Source organism: Parasphingorhabdus sp. (assembly GCF_965233695.1).
Classification (GTDB): domain Bacteria; phylum Pseudomonadota; class Alphaproteobacteria; order Sphingomonadales; family Sphingomonadaceae; genus Parasphingorhabdus.
Map to the genome: position 1 here is coordinate 964,116 of NZ_OZ247497.1, position 18,163 is coordinate 982,278.

18 protein-coding genes and 1 pseudogene are annotated in these 18,163 nt (G+C 52.2%); 9 read left to right on the forward strand and 10 right to left on the reverse strand.

Features of this window, described 5'->3' with window-relative positions:
- Positions 1 to 56 precede the first annotated feature (56 nt).
- From ruvA to ACO6S1_RS04465, 3 genes are read right to left on the reverse strand one after another with little or no spacing between them, the layout of a single operon-like run.
- Complete coding sequence (ruvA, locus tag ACO6S1_RS04455; protein ID WP_422345127.1) at positions 57 to 662, reverse strand: Holliday junction branch migration protein RuvA; 606 nt, start codon at positions 660 to 662, stop codon at positions 57 to 59.
- Positions 663 to 720: 58 nt separating this feature from the next.
- Positions 721 to 1,191, reverse strand: a complete 471-nt coding sequence (ruvC, locus tag ACO6S1_RS04460; RefSeq protein ID WP_422345128.1) for a crossover junction endodeoxyribonuclease RuvC — start codon at positions 1,189 to 1,191, stop codon at positions 721 to 723.
- A 10-nt stretch (positions 1,192 to 1,201) separates the two neighbouring features.
- Positions 1,202 to 1,951, reverse strand: a complete 750-nt coding sequence (locus ACO6S1_RS04465; protein ID WP_422345129.1) for a YebC/PmpR family DNA-binding transcriptional regulator — start codon at positions 1,949 to 1,951, stop codon at positions 1,202 to 1,204.
- Positions 1,952 to 1,997: 46 nt separating this feature from the next.
- On the opposite strand from ACO6S1_RS04465, the gene ACO6S1_RS04470 reads away from it, so the two are divergent.
- A complete protein-coding gene (locus ACO6S1_RS04470) occupies positions 1,998 to 2,765 on the forward strand; it encodes a type II CAAX prenyl endopeptidase Rce1 family protein (RefSeq protein WP_422345130.1) in 768 nt (255 codons plus the stop codon).
- Here the strand turns inward: ACO6S1_RS04470 and ACO6S1_RS04475 are convergent.
- From ACO6S1_RS04475 to ACO6S1_RS04485, 3 genes are read right to left on the reverse strand one after another with little or no spacing between them, the layout of a single operon-like run.
- The gene (locus ACO6S1_RS04475) at positions 2,762 to 3,082 is read right to left on the reverse strand and encodes a heavy metal-binding domain-containing protein (RefSeq protein ID WP_422345131.1); all 321 of its coding nucleotides are present in this window, start codon (positions 3,080 to 3,082) and stop codon (positions 2,762 to 2,764) included. The two genes, ACO6S1_RS04470 and ACO6S1_RS04475, sit on opposite strands and share 4 nt — an antisense overlap.
- Positions 3,083 to 3,124: 42 nt before the next feature.
- Positions 3,125 to 3,367 (reverse strand): DUF2312 domain-containing protein, encoded by a 243-nt coding sequence (locus ACO6S1_RS04480; protein WP_422345132.1) that lies wholly within the window; start codon positions 3,365 to 3,367, stop codon positions 3,125 to 3,127.
- A 45-nt stretch (positions 3,368 to 3,412) separates the two neighbouring features.
- Positions 3,413 to 3,721, reverse strand: coding sequence for a DUF1244 domain-containing protein (locus tag ACO6S1_RS04485; RefSeq protein WP_422345133.1), 309 nt, complete (start codon positions 3,719 to 3,721; stop codon positions 3,413 to 3,415).
- A 92-nt stretch (positions 3,722 to 3,813) separates the two neighbouring features.
- Here ACO6S1_RS04485 and pyk point away from each other — a divergent pair, with 92 nt between their 5' ends.
- The 3 genes and pseudogenes from pyk (at position 3,814) to ACO6S1_RS04500 (ending at position 8,623) form a co-directional block, all read left to right on the forward strand.
- Complete coding sequence (pyk, locus tag ACO6S1_RS04490; protein ID WP_422345134.1) at positions 3,814 to 5,265, forward strand: pyruvate kinase; 1,452 nt, start codon at positions 3,814 to 3,816, stop codon at positions 5,263 to 5,265.
- Between the two features lie 182 nt (positions 5,266 to 5,447).
- Positions 5,448 to 6,770 carry a caspase family protein gene (locus ACO6S1_RS04495; protein ID WP_422345135.1) on the forward strand — a complete coding sequence of 441 codons (1,323 nt, stop codon included), beginning with the start codon at positions 5,448 to 5,450 and terminating at the stop codon, positions 6,768 to 6,770.
- Between the two features lie 264 nt (positions 6,771 to 7,034).
- A pseudogene (locus tag ACO6S1_RS04500) lies at positions 7,035 to 8,623 on the forward strand (AbgT family transporter).
- Between the two features lie 16 nt (positions 8,624 to 8,639).
- Here ACO6S1_RS04500 and ACO6S1_RS04505 read toward each other — a convergent pair.
- The 3 genes from ACO6S1_RS04505 to galE all read right to left on the reverse strand — a co-directional run bounded on the left by ACO6S1_RS04505 (position 8,640) and on the right by galE (position 10,511).
- A complete protein-coding gene (locus ACO6S1_RS04505; protein WP_422345136.1) occupies positions 8,640 to 9,266 on the reverse strand; it encodes an HAD family hydrolase in 627 nt (208 codons plus the stop codon).
- A 9-nt stretch (positions 9,267 to 9,275) separates the two neighbouring features.
- Positions 9,276 to 9,401 (reverse strand): type B 50S ribosomal protein L36, encoded by a 126-nt coding sequence (gene ykgO / locus ACO6S1_RS04510; RefSeq protein WP_007165381.1) that lies wholly within the window; start codon positions 9,399 to 9,401, stop codon positions 9,276 to 9,278.
- A 105-nt stretch (positions 9,402 to 9,506) separates the two neighbouring features.
- Complete coding sequence (gene galE / locus ACO6S1_RS04515) at positions 9,507 to 10,511, reverse strand: UDP-glucose 4-epimerase GalE (RefSeq protein WP_422345137.1); 1,005 nt, start codon at positions 10,509 to 10,511, stop codon at positions 9,507 to 9,509.
- A gap of 150 nt (positions 10,512 to 10,661) precedes the next feature.
- Between galE and ACO6S1_RS04520 the strand changes: the two genes are divergently transcribed.
- The 3 genes from ACO6S1_RS04520 to ACO6S1_RS04530 all read left to right on the forward strand — a co-directional run bounded on the left by ACO6S1_RS04520 (position 10,662) and on the right by ACO6S1_RS04530 (position 14,472).
- Entirely contained in the window at positions 10,662 to 11,264 is a 603-nt protein-coding gene (locus tag ACO6S1_RS04520) for a DUF4136 domain-containing protein (RefSeq protein ID WP_422345138.1), read from the forward strand.
- Positions 11,261 to 12,394, forward strand: a complete 1,134-nt coding sequence (locus tag ACO6S1_RS04525) for a M14 family metallopeptidase (RefSeq protein ID WP_422345139.1) — start codon at positions 11,261 to 11,263, stop codon at positions 12,392 to 12,394. The genes ACO6S1_RS04520 and ACO6S1_RS04525 overlap by 4 nt, the downstream gene beginning before the upstream one ends.
- 1,055 nt (positions 12,395 to 13,449) lie before the next feature.
- Positions 13,450 to 14,472 (forward strand): glycosyltransferase family 4 protein, encoded by a 1,023-nt coding sequence (locus ACO6S1_RS04530; RefSeq protein ID WP_422345140.1) that lies wholly within the window; start codon positions 13,450 to 13,452, stop codon positions 14,470 to 14,472.
- Positions 14,473 to 14,579: 107 nt separating this feature from the next.
- Here the strand turns inward: ACO6S1_RS04530 and ACO6S1_RS04535 are convergent, their stop codons facing one another.
- Complete coding sequence (locus tag ACO6S1_RS04535; RefSeq protein WP_422345141.1) at positions 14,580 to 15,842, reverse strand: glycosyltransferase family 4 protein; 1,263 nt, start codon at positions 15,840 to 15,842, stop codon at positions 14,580 to 14,582.
- Positions 15,843 to 16,186: 344 nt separating this feature from the next.
- Here ACO6S1_RS04535 and ACO6S1_RS04540 point away from each other — a divergent pair, with 344 nt between their 5' ends.
- Together ACO6S1_RS04540 and ACO6S1_RS04545 are read left to right on the forward strand one after the other, a co-directional pair.
- On the forward strand, positions 16,187 to 17,386 hold the full coding sequence (locus ACO6S1_RS04540) for a hypothetical protein (protein WP_422345142.1): 1,200 nt from the start codon (positions 16,187 to 16,189) through the stop codon (positions 17,384 to 17,386).
- Positions 17,383 to 18,159 (forward strand): glycosyltransferase, encoded by a 777-nt coding sequence (locus ACO6S1_RS04545; RefSeq protein WP_422345143.1) that lies wholly within the window; start codon positions 17,383 to 17,385, stop codon positions 18,157 to 18,159. The genes ACO6S1_RS04540 and ACO6S1_RS04545 overlap by 4 nt, the downstream gene beginning before the upstream one ends.
- The last annotated feature ends 4 nt before the right edge of the window (positions 18,160 to 18,163 follow it).

The following is an 18,163-nucleotide window of genomic DNA, read 5'->3' on the forward strand; positions in this document are numbered from 1 at the left end:
CGTTTGCTGCCGATGGAGCCATGCAAACGAGCAAGATGAGAAGGGTGATTCTCACCTCACTTCGCCGCCTTCTTCAACGCCAGCCGCACCAGCGCGTCCAGTGTCACGCCCTCACCCGCCTCGGCATCGGCAGCCGCGACCGCCGCACTCGCCTCCGCCGGTTTGAAGCCCAGATTTTGCAGCGCGCTGACCGCATCGGCGCTATTGCTTGACGGCGCATGGATCGCGCCGCCGCTGCCCGCAATCGGGTCGGTCGCAATGCCGCCGACCTTGTCTTTCAGCTCGTTGACAATGCGCAGCGCCAGTTTTGGACCCACGCCATTGGCCCGCGCGACCATCGCTTTGTCGCCAGTGGCGACAGCGCGCGAAATTTCTGCCGTTTCCAGCGCGGAAAGGATCGCAAGCGCGACCTTGCCGCCGACGCCCTGTACGGAGATTAGCAGCCGGAACCAGTCGCGCTCCGACCCCGAGGCAAAGCCCATCAGGCGCATGTCGGTCTCGCTAACCTGCATTTCGGTATAGATGGTCGCGCCATCGCCAACCCCGCCAATCGCGGTGATCGTGCGCGACGAGGCAAAGACCAGATAGCCGACGCCGTTCACATCCAGCACAATATTGTCCGTGCCGATTTCGTCGATAATGCCGGTGAGTTTTGCAATCATGATAGTGTTTTAGCGCGACTGGCGAATCTGTCGAGTTTTTGTTTTGTTCTTTTTGCTCTCAACGCCCGCGATGATGCGCATGGGTGATCGCCACGGCCAGCGCGTCGGCCGCATCATGGCCAGCCAGCTTCACGCCCGGCAACAGGATTTTGAGCATTGCCTGCACCTGCTCCTTGTCCGCTTTGCCGACACCAACCACCGATTTCTTGACCGCCCGCGCGGCATATTCGCCGACCGCAAGCCCCGAGCGCGATGCGCCGAGCAGCACAACGCCGCGCGCCTGTCCCAGTTTCAACGTGCTTTGCGGATTGCTGTTGACGAACACTTCCTCAACCGCCGCCGCATCCGGCTTATATTCCAGCAGCAGGTCGGTCAGTTCGAGATCGAGCTTCAGCAACCGGCTCGCCAGCGGCATTTTCGGATCAGTCTTTATCTGCCCATTGGCAATATGCGACAGCCGATTGCCCTCGGCACTGATCACGCCCCAGCCAGTGGTGCCAAGGCCGGGGTCGAGGCCCAGGATAATCATGGCTTCATGATCACCCGGCGTTCAGTTTTTCCATGATTTCGTCGGAAACAGTGTAGTTGCCGTGGACGGTCTGGACATCGTCATCTTCTTCCAGCGCATCGATCAGGTTGAGCAAGGTTTCCGCCTGCGCGGCATCCACTTCAACCTCTACCGAAGGCTTCCACGCCAGCTTGACGCTTTCCGCCTCGCCGAGGGATTTTTCCAGTGCGCCGGCCACTTCGTGCAAATCTTCCATCGCGGTCCAGATTTCATGGCCGTCTTCGGAAGACTGAATGTCATCACCACCGGCTTCCATCACCGCTTCCATAACGGTATCCTCATCACCAGCGCTGGCGGGATAGACAATATAGCCAACCCGTTCAAAGCCATGGGACACCGAACCCGTTTCTCCCATATTTCCGCCATTGCGCGAGAATATGGTGCGCACATTGGTCACCGTGCGATTCGTATTGTCAGTCAGCGCCTCGACGATCAACGACACGCCGCCCGGGCCAAAGCCTTCATATCGAACTTCTTTATAGTCATCGCCTTCATTGGCTGATGCCTTGTCGATGGCGCGTTGGATATTATCCTTGGGCATGGACTGGCCCTTGGCATTATTCACGGCCAGCCGCAGGCGGGGGTTCATGTCAGGGTCGGGCATGCCCGATTTTGCCGCCACGGTAATCTCGCGGCTGAGTTTCGAGAACATCGCCGAGCGCTTCTTGTCCTGTGCGCCCTTGCGGTGCTTGATATTTGCAAATTTACTATGGCCTGCCATATGATTCGTCCGTACCTGAATTATTGTTATCGAGGCTCTTTGCCGCATGTTCGAACCCAACTCAACCATTGGATGGGCCTCCGACCGTCTAATAGCGACCACACGCGATCTGCTGACATTTCTGCGCTCGCCGAAACTGACGGATAACGGCTTGCAAAAAACGGGCAAGCCGGGTGATGTCATTTGGCTTTTTGCGATCAACTGCATGATCGTGGCGGCCATCGCGATCCTGTTAATTCCGGTCATGCTGGTCTTCGATATCTCTATGTCAAACAGCATGTCAGACCTGTTCGGGCGTCCTGTCTGGCAGCTTCTGCTGATTGTCGTGATCGTTGGCCCGATTGTGGAAGAGCTAATGTTCCGGTCGTGGCTCACCGGTTCGCCGCGACTACTGATCCCGTTATCCGGCCTCATTCTATGGATGGCGTTGACATATAGCTATGAGCAATTGGGTTGGGACGGGCCCGCTTCCATGGGTACAGCGATTCTGTTGGCCCTGATCGCCGGTGCCGTTCTGATCGGTGTGATCGCATTGTGGAAACGGCCGGTACCGGGCTGGTATGTCCGGATTTTCCCCGTGGTCTTCTGGATTCAGGCGCTGCTCTTTGGTTCCATGCACGTGTTTAACTATGCCGGTGACAATCCTGCCGCCCTGCTGCCTTTTGTTCTGCCGCAAACGGTGGGTGGTCTGATCTGGGGCTATGCCCGGATCCGTTATGGCTGGTGGGCCAATATTGCGATGCACATGGCCTACAACCTGATCGCGACCAGCGGACTGGTTTACATCCTGCTGACGCGACCGGACGTCCTCTAGTCGGTAACGACCGCGGTTCCCGAAGCCGATACCATCAGCATTGATCCCTTGTCGCCCACCACCTCATAATCGAGATCGACGCCGACCACCGCATTGGCGCCGAGCTTCGCGGCCTCAGCCTGCATTTCCAGCAAAGCTTCGTCGCGGGCCCGTTTCAGGACATTTTCATATTTGCCGGACCGGCCACCGACTATATCGGTGATGCTGGCAAACAAGTCGCGGAACAGGTTCGCACCGACAATCACCTCGCCGATCACGATACCGCGATAATCGCGGATCGCTTTTCCTTCGATACTCGGAGTGGTGGTGACAATCATGCTTGCTCTCCCGCGGTTAATGCACGGCTATTAGCCTATAGGTCAGGCCAAACCAAGCGCTGACTTGTAGGTGTCGAGTATCGCTTCCATTTCCTGACGGTCATGGGTTTCCATCTTCCGCAAACGGACGATCTGACGCATGATCTTGGCGTCAAAACCGGTCGATTTCGCTTCGGAATAGACGTCGCGAATATCGTCGGCGATGCCTTTTTTCTCTTCTTCCAACCGTTCGATACGCTCAATAAACAGACGCAGTTGGTCTGCGGCGACATTGCCTTCGCTCATTCTTCAATTCCCTAGAAATAGTGTTTTTGGATTCGGACGCCGTCTTTAATCGGCCGCTGCGTTTTTGGCTACGCTTTCCTTCATCCGCTGTAGCCTTTCTGGCGTTGCTTCGGTCTGGAATTTTTTCTTCCATTCCGATGAGGGCATGCCGTGGATCGCCTGGCGCGCTTCTTCCTTCGTCATATTGCCACCAGCGTCATTGGTCGCTTCGAGCACCCAGTCAGCCAAACAATTGCGACAGAAACCGGCCAGGCCCATCAGGTCGATATTTTCTGCGTCATGGCGATGCTGCAAATGGGTTACCAGACGGCGAAAGGCGGCCGCCGCTGCTGCATCAGAAATTTGGTCCGTCATAGTTCATGCTTCCGTTGCTTTGTTGTTTTTATCCTGTCATGATTCGCACTCAGGCACACAAAATAGCAGCGCCCATGAACAGGAATTTTTTAATGGCAACGCATATGTTCTCCCGCGACCGCAAAGTAAAGGTGCTCGCGACCCTCGGTCCGGCCAGCGGCAGTCCGGAAATGATCGAAAAAATGTACAAGGCCGGGGTTGATGCCTTTCGCATGAACATGAGCCATGGCGAACATGCAGCGCATGCAAAAAATGTGAAGTCCATTCGCGCATTGGAAAAGAAAGTCGGGCGGCCGATAACCATTCTCGCGGATCTGCAAGGCCCCAAATTGCGCATCGGTACTTTTGCCAAAGCTCCTGTCGAGCTGAAAACGGGCGCGAAGTTCACCCTGGATCTGCAAAAGACCAAAGGCGATGCCAAGCGCGTCAACCTTCCCCACCGGGAAATTATCGAGACGCTGGAGCCCGGTCACACACTGCTTTTGGATGACGGAAAGATACGTCTGGAAGTCACCAAAACCGATGGCAAGAGCGTCGAGACAAAAGTGCTTGTCGGCGGCCCCATATCGGACCGCAAGGGCGTAAATGTTCCTGAAGTAGTACTGCCGGTCAGTTCCCTCACCGACAAGGACCGCAGGGACCTGACCTTTGCGCTGGACCAGGATGTCGACTGGATTGCGCTGAGCTTTGTCCAGCGCCCTGAAGATGTCGCCGAAGCACGGCGATTGATTGGCGGCAAGGCGGCTTTGCTGGCAAAGATAGAAAAACCCGCAGCGATCGACAGACTCGACGAGATTCTAGAGCTTTCCGACGCGGTCATGGTGGCCCGTGGCGATCTTGGCGTGGAATTGCTGCCGGAACAGGTCCCGCCACTGCAAAAACAGATTGTCGCCGCTGCACGCAAACTGGGCCGCCCGGTTGTTGTGGCGACACAGATGCTGGAATCGATGATCAAATCACCCACGCCCACCCGAGCGGAAGTCTCTGACGTCGCGACCGCCATTTATGACGGCGCCGATGCAATCATGCTCTCAGCGGAATCTGCGGTTGGCGACTGGCCCATCGAAGCCGCCACCATGATGGACCGGATTGCCATGCAGGTGGAAAGTGACCCATCCTATGCAGAGCGTGTGCATTTTACCGAAACGGTGCCGGATGAAACGACTGCCGATGCGCTGGCCGCAGCGAGCTATAATATTGCCCGGACGATCAAGACATCTGCAATAGTGTGCTTCACCAAATCGGGTTCGACGGCGCGGCGCATGGCGCGGGAACGTCCCTCAGTTCCGCTCTTGGTCCTTACTCCTGATCGCCATACCGCGCGGCGCGTCGGCCTGTTATGGGGTGCTCATGCTGTTGTCACCCGTGATGTCAGCGACTTTGAAGAAATGATCGCCAAAGCCAAGCGCATGGCTCTACGCCACAAGCTGGGTGAGGCCGGTTCGCGCCTGATCGTTTGTGCCGGCGTACCTTTCGGAACACCCGGATCGACCAACTTGCTGCATGTGGTGCGCTTAAGCGGAAATGAATTGAATCGGAATTAGGCAGGTCGTTATCCGACAATGCGCGACCGGAGCCGAGCCTGTATCTAAGCGAGTATTTGCGGTCCAGTATAAAAGGGGCTAGCCTCTGAAGCAGCTCGGACCGGTATGACCTGCTTATCAGCCAACTCGCTCGGGTCAGGGGAAATGAGCCTTTGGTTTTGCCGAGGGCTTTGGGGGATTATATGATTCGTATCTTATCCATCATAGTGGCTGTCACTATGTTTTTAGGCACATCGCCTGCCGATGCACGAAAAGTAGCATTGATCATTGGCAATTCAGACTATCAGCTCACCAGTCCGCTCGAGAATCCTAACGGAGATGCAAAATTGATACTTGCATCGGCCAGACAGGCTGGATTTGAAGTCACAACGCTGGCGCTAGACCTTGGCATCGGCGATTTTCAAAAAGTGCTCAGAAATTTTCGCAATAGTGCCGACGGCGCGGATGTGGCGATGGTCTATTATGCCGGTCACGGCATTGAAGGGCAGGGCAAGAATTGGTTGATCCCCGTCGATGCCGAACTGGGAAGCGCACGCGACTTGCCATATGAAGCGATTGAGTTGGACCGGGTGATGGAAACGATCGCCGGCGCAAAGATGCGCATCGTCGTCCTGGACGCCTGCCGGAATAATCCATTCGCACGCACATGGAAATCCAGCACCCGGTCGGTAACAAATGGATTGGCCGGAATCGATGTTGACAATTTCCTGGTAATTTATGCTGCTGCTCCCGGGCAAACGGCAACCGATGGAGTAGGGAAGAACTCTCCATTCGCAACCTCGCTGGCCAGGAGACTGCCCCAACCGGATCTTCCCGTCCAGTTGCTCGGTGGCACCGTTCGAGATGATGTCCTGGCTGCAACAGGAGGAAATCAAAGACCGTTCGTAAGTGCCAGCATCACCGGGACACCGATCTACTTGGTGCCGAGAACACAGGCAAAGGCCGCACCTCCGGAAACTGCCAGCCAAGCGCGAAATCTCGAAGCTATTGAGGACCTGACCTGGCAAGGTGCCATCGCCGCCAACGAAGTCAGCGCCTTTAGCGCCTATCTATCGCAATTTCCCAGCGGAAAATATGCGGTGGCGGCCAGCCGGAAAATTTCGCAATCGCTGGGACTGAGCGCCGCTATTGTTGATGCGGATTCAGCACCCGCTGCGGGCCTGACTGGCAAATTCATCCTGAGCAACATCACGATCGAATGCATAAAACTTACCGGTTTTCTGGGGCGGCCAGATCAACTTTTCCTGAGTTTTGAAGGGGGCGACAGATTTCCGCAACGCGGCACCAAGCCCTTTAACATCAAAAAAGGCGAAAGCTGGACTGTCGAGGAGAAATTTGCATTTGAGCAACCCATCGGCTTTCGGGTGATGGAACATGACCAAATTGGTGGCCATGACGTGATCGGAACTGTCACATTGGGTACAGAAGCAGGGACATTTTCAGAAATGCTCACGGGAGATAGCAGCCAGTACAAGATCACCTATACGCTGGCCGTGACCGAATAGTCTCCTGATCCTTGCAGTGGGATGTTTTGATCCCATAACAGCATGGCCAAAATCTACAGGAGTTGGCCTTGCTCAAGCGTCAGCGTCGGCGGGATCCTATCCAGAAAACATATGGCCAATTCGCTAGCGCTTTGGCGATGCCCAACCGGAATGATCTTCTACCTTGAAATCATTCAATAGTCTCTTGTAGTCTCACCCTGTTTCTCGCGCTGGTCATGCTCCAGTCGCGGCAGTTCTGGTTACGCGATAAATTGGAGAACAGATATGGCCGATGGCCAGCAGCAAGCGGTCCTACCCCGTCGCAACGGCTTTACCCGCTTTCTTGACGGTGTGGAGTGGCTCGGCAACTTGCTGCCGCATCCGGTGACGCTATTTGCCTTGCTCGCGATTGGCATTGTCTTTCTATCCGGCCTGTTAGGCTGGATGGGTCTGGCGGTTGTCGATCCGCGTCCCGCCGGCGCGGCAGGCGTTGCAGAGGATGGCATGATCCGGGCGGTCAGCTTGTTGGATGGCGATGGCGTGCGGCGCATTTTCACCAACCTCGTGACCAACTTCACCGGTTTTGCACCGCTTGGCGTGGTGCTGGTCGCTATGCTCGGCGTCGGCGTGGCAGAAAAATCGGGGCTTTTATCGGCAGCTGTGCGCTCCATGGTTCTTTCCGCACCGCCGCATATGGTGACGGTGGCGATTGTCTTTGCCGGGATCGTATCCAATACCGCATCAGAAGTGGGCTATGTCGTTTTAATTCCGCTGGCGGGCGCGATTTTCTATGCGCTCGGACGCCATCCGCTAGCCGGTATGGCGGCAGCTTTTGCTGGCGTCTCGGGAGGCTATAGCGCCAATTTGCTGATAGGCACGGTCGACCCTTTGCTGGCCGTATCACCCAAGAAGCAGCGCGTCTGATCGCCCCGGATTATACGGTTGTCGCGACGGCCAACTGGTATTTCATGGTCGCATCGACCTTCCTGATTACAGCCGTTGGTTCGCTGGTAACAATCTTCATCGTGGAACCCAAGCTGGGGAAGTATAATCCATCCGGCGCTGACGCCACCATCCTTGATGACCGGATGATGGAGGAAATCAGCAGCAAAGAGCGCAAGGGCCTGCGTTGGGCCGGGATCGCGCTATTGGGGGTATTGGGCTTGATGGCGCTGACCTTGCTCCCTGACTGGGGCATATTGCGCAATCCGGAAACCGGCGACCGGATCAATTCGCCCTTTTTTAAAGGCTTTGTGGTCTGGATCCTGATTTTCTTTGTGGTCACGGGCTATGCCTATGGCCGGGTGGTCGGCTCGATGAAAACCGACCGTGATGTGATTGACGCAATGGCCGATGCACTCGCGTCGCTCGGTCTCTATATCGTGCTGGTGTTCTTTGCAGCCCAGTTTGTCGCCTTTTTCGGGTGGACCAATTTGGGCGCGATCACCGCGGTGACCGGATCGCAGTTCCTGCTCGACACGGGTATGACGGGGCCGGCGGTGTTCTTTTTCTTCATCCTGATCTGTGCGGTAATCAATTTGTCGCTTGGCTCGGCATCGGCGCAATGGGCGGTTACTGCCCCTATTTTCGTACCGATGCTGATGCTGATCGGCTACGCGCCGGAGGTCATTCAGGCCGCCTATCGGATCGGCGATTCGACGACCAATATCATCACTCCGATGATGAGCTATTTCGGCCTGATTCTAGCCTGGGCAACCCGTTATGACAAGAATCTCGGTGTCGGCACTTTGATCGCGATGATGTTGCCATATACGATCTTCTTCATTCTCTGCTGGTCGGTCTTCTTCTTTATCTGGGTTTTTGCGCTGGGATTGCCCGTCGGCCCAGGATCGCCGACCTATTACACGCCCTGATTCAGAGCAGGCGCGGTTATAATAGGGACAGTGCCTTGAGTTCTGCCTCTAGCAAAGCCGCATCCTGAAAGTGATGACCCTTTATCCCCAGTGCCTCGGCACCTTCGATATTGTCGAGCCGGTCATCGATGAACAGGCATTGCTCCGCTGCAACACCGAAGCGGTCGAGCGCCAGTTCGTAAATTGCGGCGTCGGGCTTCATCAGATTTTCGTCACCGGACACAATAATGTCGGAGAAGAGATCGAATATTGCAGCCGTCGGGCGGAAGACTTGCCAGAATTCCGAGCCGAAATTCGTGATCCCGAAAATCGGAACATCGTTAGAGGCGAGCTCCTCCACTAGTGGTAATGATCCAGATACGGGCCCGGGAATAGTTTCATTGAACCGCGCAGCATAAGCTTTGATATGTGATTCATACTGGGGAAATTGTGAGATCCGTTCGGGCAGCATATCAGCCAGTGGACGGCCTGCGTCATGCTGAAAATGCCATTCAGGCGTGACGACATTCAGTAGAAACCAATCCAGTTCCTGCGGATCGTCAATCAGTTTCTCAAACAGGCAGCGCAAATCCCAGCGATAGAGGACATTGCCTACATCGAATATAACGGTATCGATTTTAGAAATGGCAGTCGCATCTGCCATGAAACAAATTTAGCCCTGGCGCGCTTTGAACCGGCGATTCGTTTTGTTGATCACATAGGTGCGGCCACGACGACGGATCACGCGGCAGTCCCGATGACGGTTTTTGAGCGACTTCAAAGAGTTGCGGATCTTCATTTTGGTACCACGCCTTAATATTTTTAAATTTCTTGAAACAGCCGGAGCCGTATGCAGACGGTGCAGTTAGGGTTACGGCCCGCCAAAGTCAAGCACACAGATGGCCTATTCCCTGCGAATTTCGCCCAATTTGCGCTCCCAAGCCAGTGCATGGGTCACAATTTTGTCCAAATCGGCATATTGCGGCTGCCACGGGAAGCGTTTCATGATCGCGCGATTGTCCGAAATCAGCGAATCGGGATCGCCAGCGCGACGGCCTTCCAGCTTGCGGGAAATTTTGAGATTCGTGACACGGTCCACGGCATCGAGCACTTCGAGTACCGAAAACCCCCGGCCATAACCGCAGTTGAGCAAATGATTCTGGTCCGGATCAGCGATAAGCGCCTCCAGCGCGAGCACATGCGCCGCTGCCAGATCGGAAACATGGATATAATCGCGCACGCCCGTGCCATCGGGCGTATCATAATCCGTGCCGAAAACCGCTACGCTATCCCGCTTGCCCAAGGCCGCTTCCACCGCGACCTTGATCAGATGGGTAGCGCCAGCAGTGGATTGTCCGGTTCGCGCTGCCGGATCGGCACCCGCCACGTTGAAATAGCGCAAAGCGCAGAAATTCATGTCATGCGCCGCAGACACATCGCGCAGCATATGTTCGGTCATCAATTTGGACATGCCATAGGGATTGATCGGCACTTGTGGCGCATCTTCCTTCACCGGGCTCTCTTCGGGAATTCCGTAGGTTGCCGCGGTGGATGAAAAAATGAAATGCTTCACGCCATTGGCGACCGCTGCTGCGATCAGGCTGCGACTCTTGGCGCTGTTATTATCGTAATATTTGAGCGGATTTTCTACCGATTCCGGCACGACGACCGATCCGGCAAAATGCATGATCGCACCGATATTCTGTTCTTCGACAATTTTTGCAATCAACGCATCATCGGCAACATTGCCTTCATAAAAAGGGACATTGTCTGGCACCGCCCAGCGAAACCCGGTGACCAGATTGTCGATCACCGCCACTGGCCAGCCGGCATCTTGCAAAGCCAGCACTGCGTGGCTGCCGATATAGCCCGCCCCGCCAGTAACCAATATTGTGAAGCGATCCGACATATTGTCTCCTCAAAACCTGATCGTTCAGGCGCTATATCCGGGAAAAGTCGTCATCCGGTTAACCATAGGGCCATGCAGATGCAATTATTTACGCCTGCATAGCAAAATTTGGGCTAAGATAGCGCACAGTTGGTCGGGAGTTTGAAAATCATGGCACGCAAGAAGCTTTTCGGGATTGCATTATTGTCACTAACAATGACAGCCTGTGTCGCATCCACGCCACCGGTAAATGTTACTCGTTTTCACAATGCACAGAACGCGCAGATAGCAACCGGTACGATTGCTATCGTCTCAACCTCTGACACAAGCGAAGGCCGAGTGCTGGAACAAGGCACCTATGAAGCCGCCGTGCGCAGAGAGTTGCAGCGGGTCGGCTTTTCCGATCCCGGCACGGATGCTGCTAATGGCGAATATGTCGCTCGCGTCTCTGTTGAACAAAGCCGGTTAACCGCTGGCGGTGGACGATCACCGGTATCGGTGGGCGTCGGTGGCAGCACCGGCAGCTATGGCTCCGGCGTTGGTTTGGGCATTGGCATCAACTTGAGCGGCAAGCCCAAGGACAAGATCGCGACCGAATTATCCGTCCGCATTACCCGCCGCGCCGATGGCCAAACGATTTGGGAAGGCCGGTCTTCGGTGGAAGCAAAAGATGGCTCGCCAGCATCACAGCCAGGCCTTGCCGCATCAAAATTGGCTGAAGCGTTATTCAGGGACTTCCCCGGAGAGTCAGGAACCACTATCAGGGTGCCATGAGCACCAAAAATATCCAGATCACCGCCGCTTTCGATAGCGGAAACATAAACGTCCATGAAATTTCCGGTACCAAAGCCGAGTTGTCGATCCGAAAGGACAAGGACAGCGAGTTTTTTCAATGGTTCCACTTTCGTGTGACCTGCGAAATCGGGGATACGCTCGAACTCAATATCAACGGCTTGAAAGACTCCGCTTATCCGCAAGGATGGCCCGGTTATAATGCTTGCGTCACCGAAGACCGGGAATATTGGGGCCGTGCGGACAGCAGCTATGATGAAGCTAAGGGCACGCTCTCCATCAACTATACCGCGACCAGCAATATCGTCTGGTTCGCTTATTTCGCGCCTTACAGCATGGACCGGCATCATGACCTGATTGCCGAACTGGCATCGGTGGAAGGCGTGACTTGCCGTACACTAGGGCATTCGTTGGAAGGGCAGCCTATTGATTGCCTGTCCATGGGCGAAGGCGACAAGCAGGTCTGGCTCTATGCCCGGCAGCACCCTGGTGAAAGCATGGCCGAATGGTGGATGGAAGGCGCGTTGGAAATGCTCGCCGATCCCACTGATCCCCATGCGCGGGCATTGCTGCAGAAATGCCAATTCCATATCGTCCCTAATATGAACCCGGATGGTTCGTTTAGAGGGCACCTTCGAACCAATCACGTTGGCACCAACCTAAACCGCGAATGGCATGAACCAAGCGCCGACAAAAGCCCGGAAGTCCTCTGTGTCCGAAACGCCATGGATGAAACCGGCGTTGATTTTGCGATGGACGTCCATGGCGATGAAGCGATACCGGCGGTGTTTATTGCCGGGTTTGAAGGAATCCCAAGCTGGACGGATGAAATGGGGCGCAAATATAACGCCTATCGCGACCGACTGGCAGCCCGCACCCCCGATTTTCAGACAGAGCTGGGCTACCCGACTGCCGCCAAGGGCAAGGCCAATCTTTCCATGTCCACCAATCAGGTCGCTGAACGCTTCAGCGCCATCGCAATGACATTGGAAATGCCGTTCAAGGATAACCGCGACCTGCCGGACGTGGAACAGGGCTGGTCGCCGGAACGCTGCAAGCTACTGGCTCGCGAGTGTTTGGCGACATTGACGGAACTGGTTGACGAGATTTAGGTACGAGAGGCGGGTATGGAGGTTGCACGGGGTTTTGGTAAGGGTTTGTAATAGTTGGATTTTTTGGCGTGACAAACGAGTAATCACCAAAAATTTGTCCCCTTGCCAGAGAGATCTGATTTCGGATTGTGTCATCCCCTCCTGTCACCTACTCTGTTGATATATAGGAATCCTGCTGCACTAATTGAGCCAGAGAATAGATTCTCAGAATCTATTAGATCACGGGGAGCAAGGTTTTTGTCCGGGTTTGGGGTGTAGTTTTTTGTATTTATGTATAAACCTCGCCCTTATTTGTTACAATTGTACGATGGACGAAGAAACGATCAAATCCGATCCTGTTGTAATTTAAGAATCTTAGTGAATCATGTTACTGAAATTACAGTGTCATTCAAATAAATACAGCGGCCATGTGGATGATTTTTTATGCCAGCTTCCTGCGCGAAGCTCAGTCTACAAAAATACATCCGGAAATCGCCACTCAAAACTTAACATTCATATTTCGCTGACCGCATTGTAAGGTGGCAATTGGAATATTATATAGCTCGCCCTCCAAAGGGATTCCTGGATCAATCTGCTCAAAAATGAGGCGTTAAATTGTGGTAGCATTATATTTGTTCGAAGAGTGCAAAATGTGCAGTGGGCTTGGAAAAGTATACCTTTGTACGATATGGATCTCTTCTGACAAAGAATGTTGCCCAATTGGTACAACTAGACCAGATTGCCCTGGGGAAGAGAAAATCTGCAGAGCGTGCAAAGGTCGGGGCATGCTCGGCGGATCCAATTTACCAACTGCGCCAACAGGAAATGAATGATGGCATTTAGAGGGCAAGAAAAGTTATCCGACACCTGTAGACAAAAAAGATATCTTGCTATACAAATCAGCGAGAGGCAGAAAGTTTGGTATGCCACAGTAATGCCCTTTGAAATATCTAAAACGCTATGTAGGCTTTTGCTAAGGCTAATATTGCCTGTAGGCCGTATATGGCAACCGTCGTGATATGATTTTTGACGAGCGTCGAAGGCAGATTTAAGTTGATGGATTGGGCAGAACCTTCATGACGTTGCATATTATTGTTGTAGGGATGCTTTCCTTTTTTTTGACTGTAGCCTTGGTTTCAAAAGGTGGCAGACTTGCCAATAAACTGGGGCTGATTGATCTACCAGGTGGCCGTAAAAAGCACTTGCATCCCACTCCATTAATGGGGGGGCTGACCATTTTGTTCATAATTGCGCCCTTGATGATCGCCTACACATTAATTTACCCATATTATTTTCAGAATGCGATCATAGCAATCGCCTCCGTAGGAACCCTAATCGCGGGCCTCGCCATCTTCGATGATCGCGTCCATATTCCGGCATTTATTAGGCTAATAATTTCCGCTCTTTTTTTTGGCGTAGCAATGTGGTTTATACCAGGTCTACAGATTGGAACAGTCTCATGGAGTGGCGGTACCGAATACTTGTCGTTGGGGCGCTTCACGATAATTCTAACTGTCCTGTCGCTAGTTGCATTTATAAACGCAATTAATATGGCTGACGGAAAAAACGGGCTCGTTACCGGCCTCTGCTTCGGTTTTTCACTCATTTTGTTGGTGAGCGCCCGAGCCAATTTAGGGCCAATTATCGCGATTCTCACTGGAGCGACACTCGCATTGTTCATCTTCAATCTGAGGGGGCAGATTTTTTTAGGTGATGGCGGAAGCTATGGGCTAGCGGCGTTCATCGGTCTCTTCTCAATTTATGTATATCAGCGATCAGACCTATTAGTTTCTGCGGATCAAATCGGCCTGATGTTTATGGTACCGGTTGGCGACATGGGCCGATTAATGATTACTCGGATTCGCGAAAGAAAATCACCGTTCGAGCCAGATCGAAACCACTTACATCACTTGTTGCAAGACTGGATCGGCTGGCGAAAGGGATTATTGGTATATTGGTGTATGATTTTTGTACCAGCAATCATTGCCATAATCTTACCTTGGTCCAGTTGGATATTAATTCTTCTTTCAATCGCTACTTATTTTACTGTGTTTCTTTTTTGCAAACAAAGCAAAGCTAAAGAAGTTTTGTTGCACTGAAAATTTCGGCTATTATCCCGCGACTACAGTAACCAGCTGAGATCGCAATAATCTGTCTGTCGCGCTAAGTTAAAAGGAAACTTCTTTCCTAACTCGTTTCACATTGCTCAATTTCTAGGTTTCAAGCTCTCTGGCGGAGCTTGAATATCCGTACAACTTTTGAGAATTCTTAACATTTGTTCCGCAAGTAAAAGCCGATCATATTTGGCCGAAGTTTTGATACCATTGGCGGCAAGTTTTAATCTCAATTTGTCGTCATCGCGCAAACGTACGATCCCCTGTGCCAAAGATTCAGCATTTTCAGGTTCGAAAACAAGCCCGACTTGGTTGTTCGTTACGATTTCCGCAGATTCTCCTTGAACACCGTGAAGTACAGGTATGCCCATGCCCATGCACTCAAACAGCTTTGATGGTATAACCTGTTTGAACAAATCATTTTTACTCAAATGTATTATCGAAACATCGAGCAAAGACCAATAATTCTTCACCTCGTCCTTTGATACACTATCGATGAAAGATATGATCGTCACGCCCTCTTGTTGCGCTCTATCCTGGAGATGCGCGCGACTAGCGCCATCACCCAGCATGATGATGCGTATTTCATCGTGCAAACCCGATTTTTCCAGAATTTTCGCGGCATCAATTACGGTATCAAGTGCATGGGCCATACCATGCGTTCCGACATAGCCCGCAACAAACTTCCCTTCTAAAGCCAATTCGGCCTGCAACTTTTCATCCTTTGCCAGCGGGTTAAAATTGGTGCGATCCACACCATTGGTTACTATATTGATTTTTTGTCCGTCCACGCCTCGGGAGATTAGATTCTCTTTGAAGCGATGAGTAACCGCTACGATAGAATGAGCTTTTCGATAGAGGAATAATTCTATTTTTTCAAAAAAATCCAGTAGTTTACTGCTTTCCATCGCGCCAACCGCGCGGATCGATTCCGGCCAAATATCCCGAAGTTCAAAAACAAAGGGACGGCGCTTGAGTGCGGCAACCGCCCAGGCTGCGCATACGGTGAAAAATTGCGGCGACGTACCGACAACAACGTCCGGTTTCCTAACAAAGAGCGAACCGAGAAATCCACAAACCATATAGCTTAAATAGTCTAGTATACGCAGACCAAAACCCTCATTTTTCGCGATAATGGTCCAAACTCTGATAACTTTGATGCCCGCCATATTTTCAGATTGCCAAAGCCGGTTGCGATAACCCTCGTGAACCTTTCCTTTTGGAAAGTTTGGAGCGCACGTTACGACTGTTACGTCATGACCCGCGTCAACCCAGGCTTTTGCATGTTCAAAGGTTCGGCTCGCGGGCGCGTTGGTTTCCGGTGGGAAGTTATCGGTGAGAAATAATATGTGCATGTTCCAGGGTCCGGACCAGGTAGTTTCGAACGAAACGCAATCGCAATCCAGAACAATAGGATGGTTGTCAAGCGTAATGCCACATCCCGCCGACCAGTCCACGCATCATATCGATCTGGGAACTCTAGATTGGATGCTTCGGTCAAAGCGAGCCCGGTCTGAACGCTGTAACTGGCGTACCGAAACAAAAACTTTACACATTCTGATCGATTTTGCTACTAAGCGATCCAATTCGATAAATCGAAAGTTTGATTGTCTGGTACGCCAATTCGTTATTGGATTTTCTAATTCAAGCAACTCTTTTGAGTCCATAACTTAGGTCGTTCGAGGAAAACTATTCTAGCATGGCCAAACCAGTTTCGATGGCTCCACAGCGACAGAAAAATTCCCGCCTACCTTTGATGGGGTTCGCGGACTATTGGGCGGTACTGATGTTGCCCTTCATGTTGTTGTTTTTTGCAACCAACTCCATTGTTGCCGGCCTCTATGTCGTTTTTCCGATTTCATTGGCTTGTCATATAATTCTCGCTTCAGCTGGAGAATTTCGTGCAAAATCCGGAGCCCCGCTATTGGCGCTTCTAGCCTTTGGGTTAGTAATTCTGCTGTTGGACAGATCAACTTTTGTTGCATCCTATGATGATTATTATATCTGGCCGATTTTGATGTTTGTATCTTGGCCGCTGCTTTTCTTCATGCGTGAAGCTGAGAATCTGCCTCTCGGAAACCATGTTATATCCGGCGGACTGATATTCGCAGGTCTCGCGCCTTTTTTTCAAAATGAGAACCAGATCACAGCCTTGTTTGGAGCGAATATCCTCTATCGCATCGCATTATTGTGGTTTGGCCTGATTGCTTGGGGCTGCATAGAGAAGCGTTACTGGAGCGGATTCATTCTGATCAGCGCAATCACCTTTTGGCTGGTCATCATTATTGACTCACGCGCCGGCCAGTTGCTTTATGCTGGGATGTTGGGCATTTTCCTGCTCAATATTTTCGTGCCAAAACTCAGATCGTTTGTTGTGCCCGTCTCGATCATCATCGCACTCCTATCGATTATCAACTTACAACAAGTATTTACGTTGCTTGGCGAATTGGGAATCAACCTCAGTATTTACAACGCTTCGGAAGCGTTCCGGCTGTTAATGATACAAGAGTTGATGAGTCCCCGTATCATATTCAGCGAAAATTATACGATTTCCGATCTGTACACAATTTATGGTAGTTACCCGCACTCGATACTTGTTGAAGCCTTTGCTTATCATGGCCCTGGTTTTGGAGTGTTTATGACGATCGTGATGATCTACTTATTGGCCAAGATCATCGGTCAACCTAAATATCTCTATCTTCTTGGAATTGTCGCCGGCCCCTTATTTTCAGGCGATATGCGCGACAATTTCCCGATTCTGATCGCTGCCTTCTATTTTGCTTTTATGGCTTTTCGGGATCGACGGGCTAAGCGCGATCAGAGCACCTCCCAGGCTCGACCGAAAAGAAGACGCGCCTATTCATCAAAACAGAAAACTGGCTTCAGAAAATCCCAATGAGGCAACTTGCCATAATAACTTTGACCTACAATAATTCTTCGGATTTTGAGAGGACTGCACGGAGTTTGGCCTCGTCGCGGGCAGCCGGTCTCAAGTTTCGATGGATAATTGTTGATGGTGGTTCCGACCCTGCACATCAAGCTTTGTTGGAACGGCATATGAGCCCTGGGGACACTTTGGTGGTGGAAACCCAGCGCGGCATTTATCGCGCGATGAATTGCGGCCTTGAAGCACTGGAAAACGAAAGCCATGCAGTTTTTCTCAACAGCGGAGATTGTCAGCATTGGGAAGCGGTAAATTATCTCGGGAATCTCGAACCGGGAAAATCTTATGGATTTAATGCAGTCATCCTTGCTGGCCCCTATGCTTTTTCGCGGACACCGATATCGGTCAGGATGGGGCAGCCCAATTTGCCATTACACGGCGCATTCGTCTTCGATGTACCGAAAGGCAAGCGCCACCCGTTCGAGACAGATCGTATGGTCGATGCCGATAGTCGCTGGATGATAAGAGTCATCGGTGACGAACCGCTGACATTTATCGACGCGCCCCATTCCATTTTTGCGCTGGATGGTGTTTCGGCGGGCCAGTCGGTGCGGGCCCTGCGTGCAATCTTGAACGATAAGCCGTGGTATAAGGCTCCACTTTATGTTTTCCGTTTTCTTGGATTCAAAATGCTCGGCTGGCATCTATATCCGCTTCTCTATTGGAAAAAATTCTCGAAACTGCCGGCCAGAGAATTTTCCAAGATCAAAATTCATCTGGAATTATAGAAAA

Excerpts from the sequence above, each read along its gene's own strand:
- ruvA (WP_422345127.1), bottom strand. The coding sequence starts at position 662 with ATGATTGCAAAACTCACCGGCATTATCGACGAAATCGGCACGGACAAT.
- ruvC (WP_422345128.1), bottom strand. The coding sequence starts at position 1,191 with ATGATTATCCTGGGCCTCGACCCCGGCCTTGGCACCACTGGCTGGGGC.
- ACO6S1_RS04465 (WP_422345129.1), bottom strand. The coding sequence starts at position 1,951 with ATGGCAGGCCATAGTAAATTTGCAAATATCAAGCACCGCAAGGGCGCA.
- ACO6S1_RS04470 (WP_422345130.1), top strand. The coding sequence starts at position 1,998 with ATGTTCGAACCCAACTCAACCATTGGATGGGCCTCCGACCGTCTAATA.
- ACO6S1_RS04475 (WP_422345131.1), bottom strand. The coding sequence starts at position 3,082 with ATGATTGTCACCACCACTCCGAGTATCGAAGGAAAAGCGATCCGCGAT.
- ACO6S1_RS04480 (WP_422345132.1), bottom strand. The coding sequence starts at position 3,367 with ATGAGCGAAGGCAATGTCGCCGCAGACCAACTGCGTCTGTTTATTGAG.
- ACO6S1_RS04485 (WP_422345133.1), bottom strand. The coding sequence starts at position 3,721 with ATGACGGACCAAATTTCTGATGCAGCAGCGGCGGCCGCCTTTCGCCGT.
- pyk (WP_422345134.1), top strand. The coding sequence starts at position 3,814 with ATGGCAACGCATATGTTCTCCCGCGACCGCAAAGTAAAGGTGCTCGCG.
- ACO6S1_RS04495 (WP_422345135.1), top strand. The coding sequence starts at position 5,448 with ATGATTCGTATCTTATCCATCATAGTGGCTGTCACTATGTTTTTAGGC.
- ACO6S1_RS04505 (WP_422345136.1), bottom strand. The coding sequence starts at position 9,266 with ATGGCAGATGCGACTGCCATTTCTAAAATCGATACCGTTATATTCGAT.
- ykgO (WP_007165381.1), bottom strand. The coding sequence starts at position 9,401 with ATGAAGATCCGCAACTCTTTGAAGTCGCTCAAAAACCGTCATCGGGAC.
- galE (WP_422345137.1), bottom strand. The coding sequence starts at position 10,511 with ATGTCGGATCGCTTCACAATATTGGTTACTGGCGGGGCGGGCTATATC.
- ACO6S1_RS04520 (WP_422345138.1), top strand. The coding sequence starts at position 10,662 with ATGGCACGCAAGAAGCTTTTCGGGATTGCATTATTGTCACTAACAATG.
- ACO6S1_RS04525 (WP_422345139.1), top strand. The coding sequence starts at position 11,261 with ATGAGCACCAAAAATATCCAGATCACCGCCGCTTTCGATAGCGGAAAC.
- ACO6S1_RS04530 (WP_422345140.1), top strand. The coding sequence starts at position 13,450 with ATGACGTTGCATATTATTGTTGTAGGGATGCTTTCCTTTTTTTTGACT.
- ACO6S1_RS04535 (WP_422345141.1), bottom strand. The coding sequence starts at position 15,842 with ATGCACATATTATTTCTCACCGATAACTTCCCACCGGAAACCAACGCG.
- ACO6S1_RS04540 (WP_422345142.1), top strand. The coding sequence starts at position 16,187 with ATGGCCAAACCAGTTTCGATGGCTCCACAGCGACAGAAAAATTCCCGC.
- ACO6S1_RS04545 (WP_422345143.1), top strand. The coding sequence starts at position 17,383 with ATGAGGCAACTTGCCATAATAACTTTGACCTACAATAATTCTTCGGAT.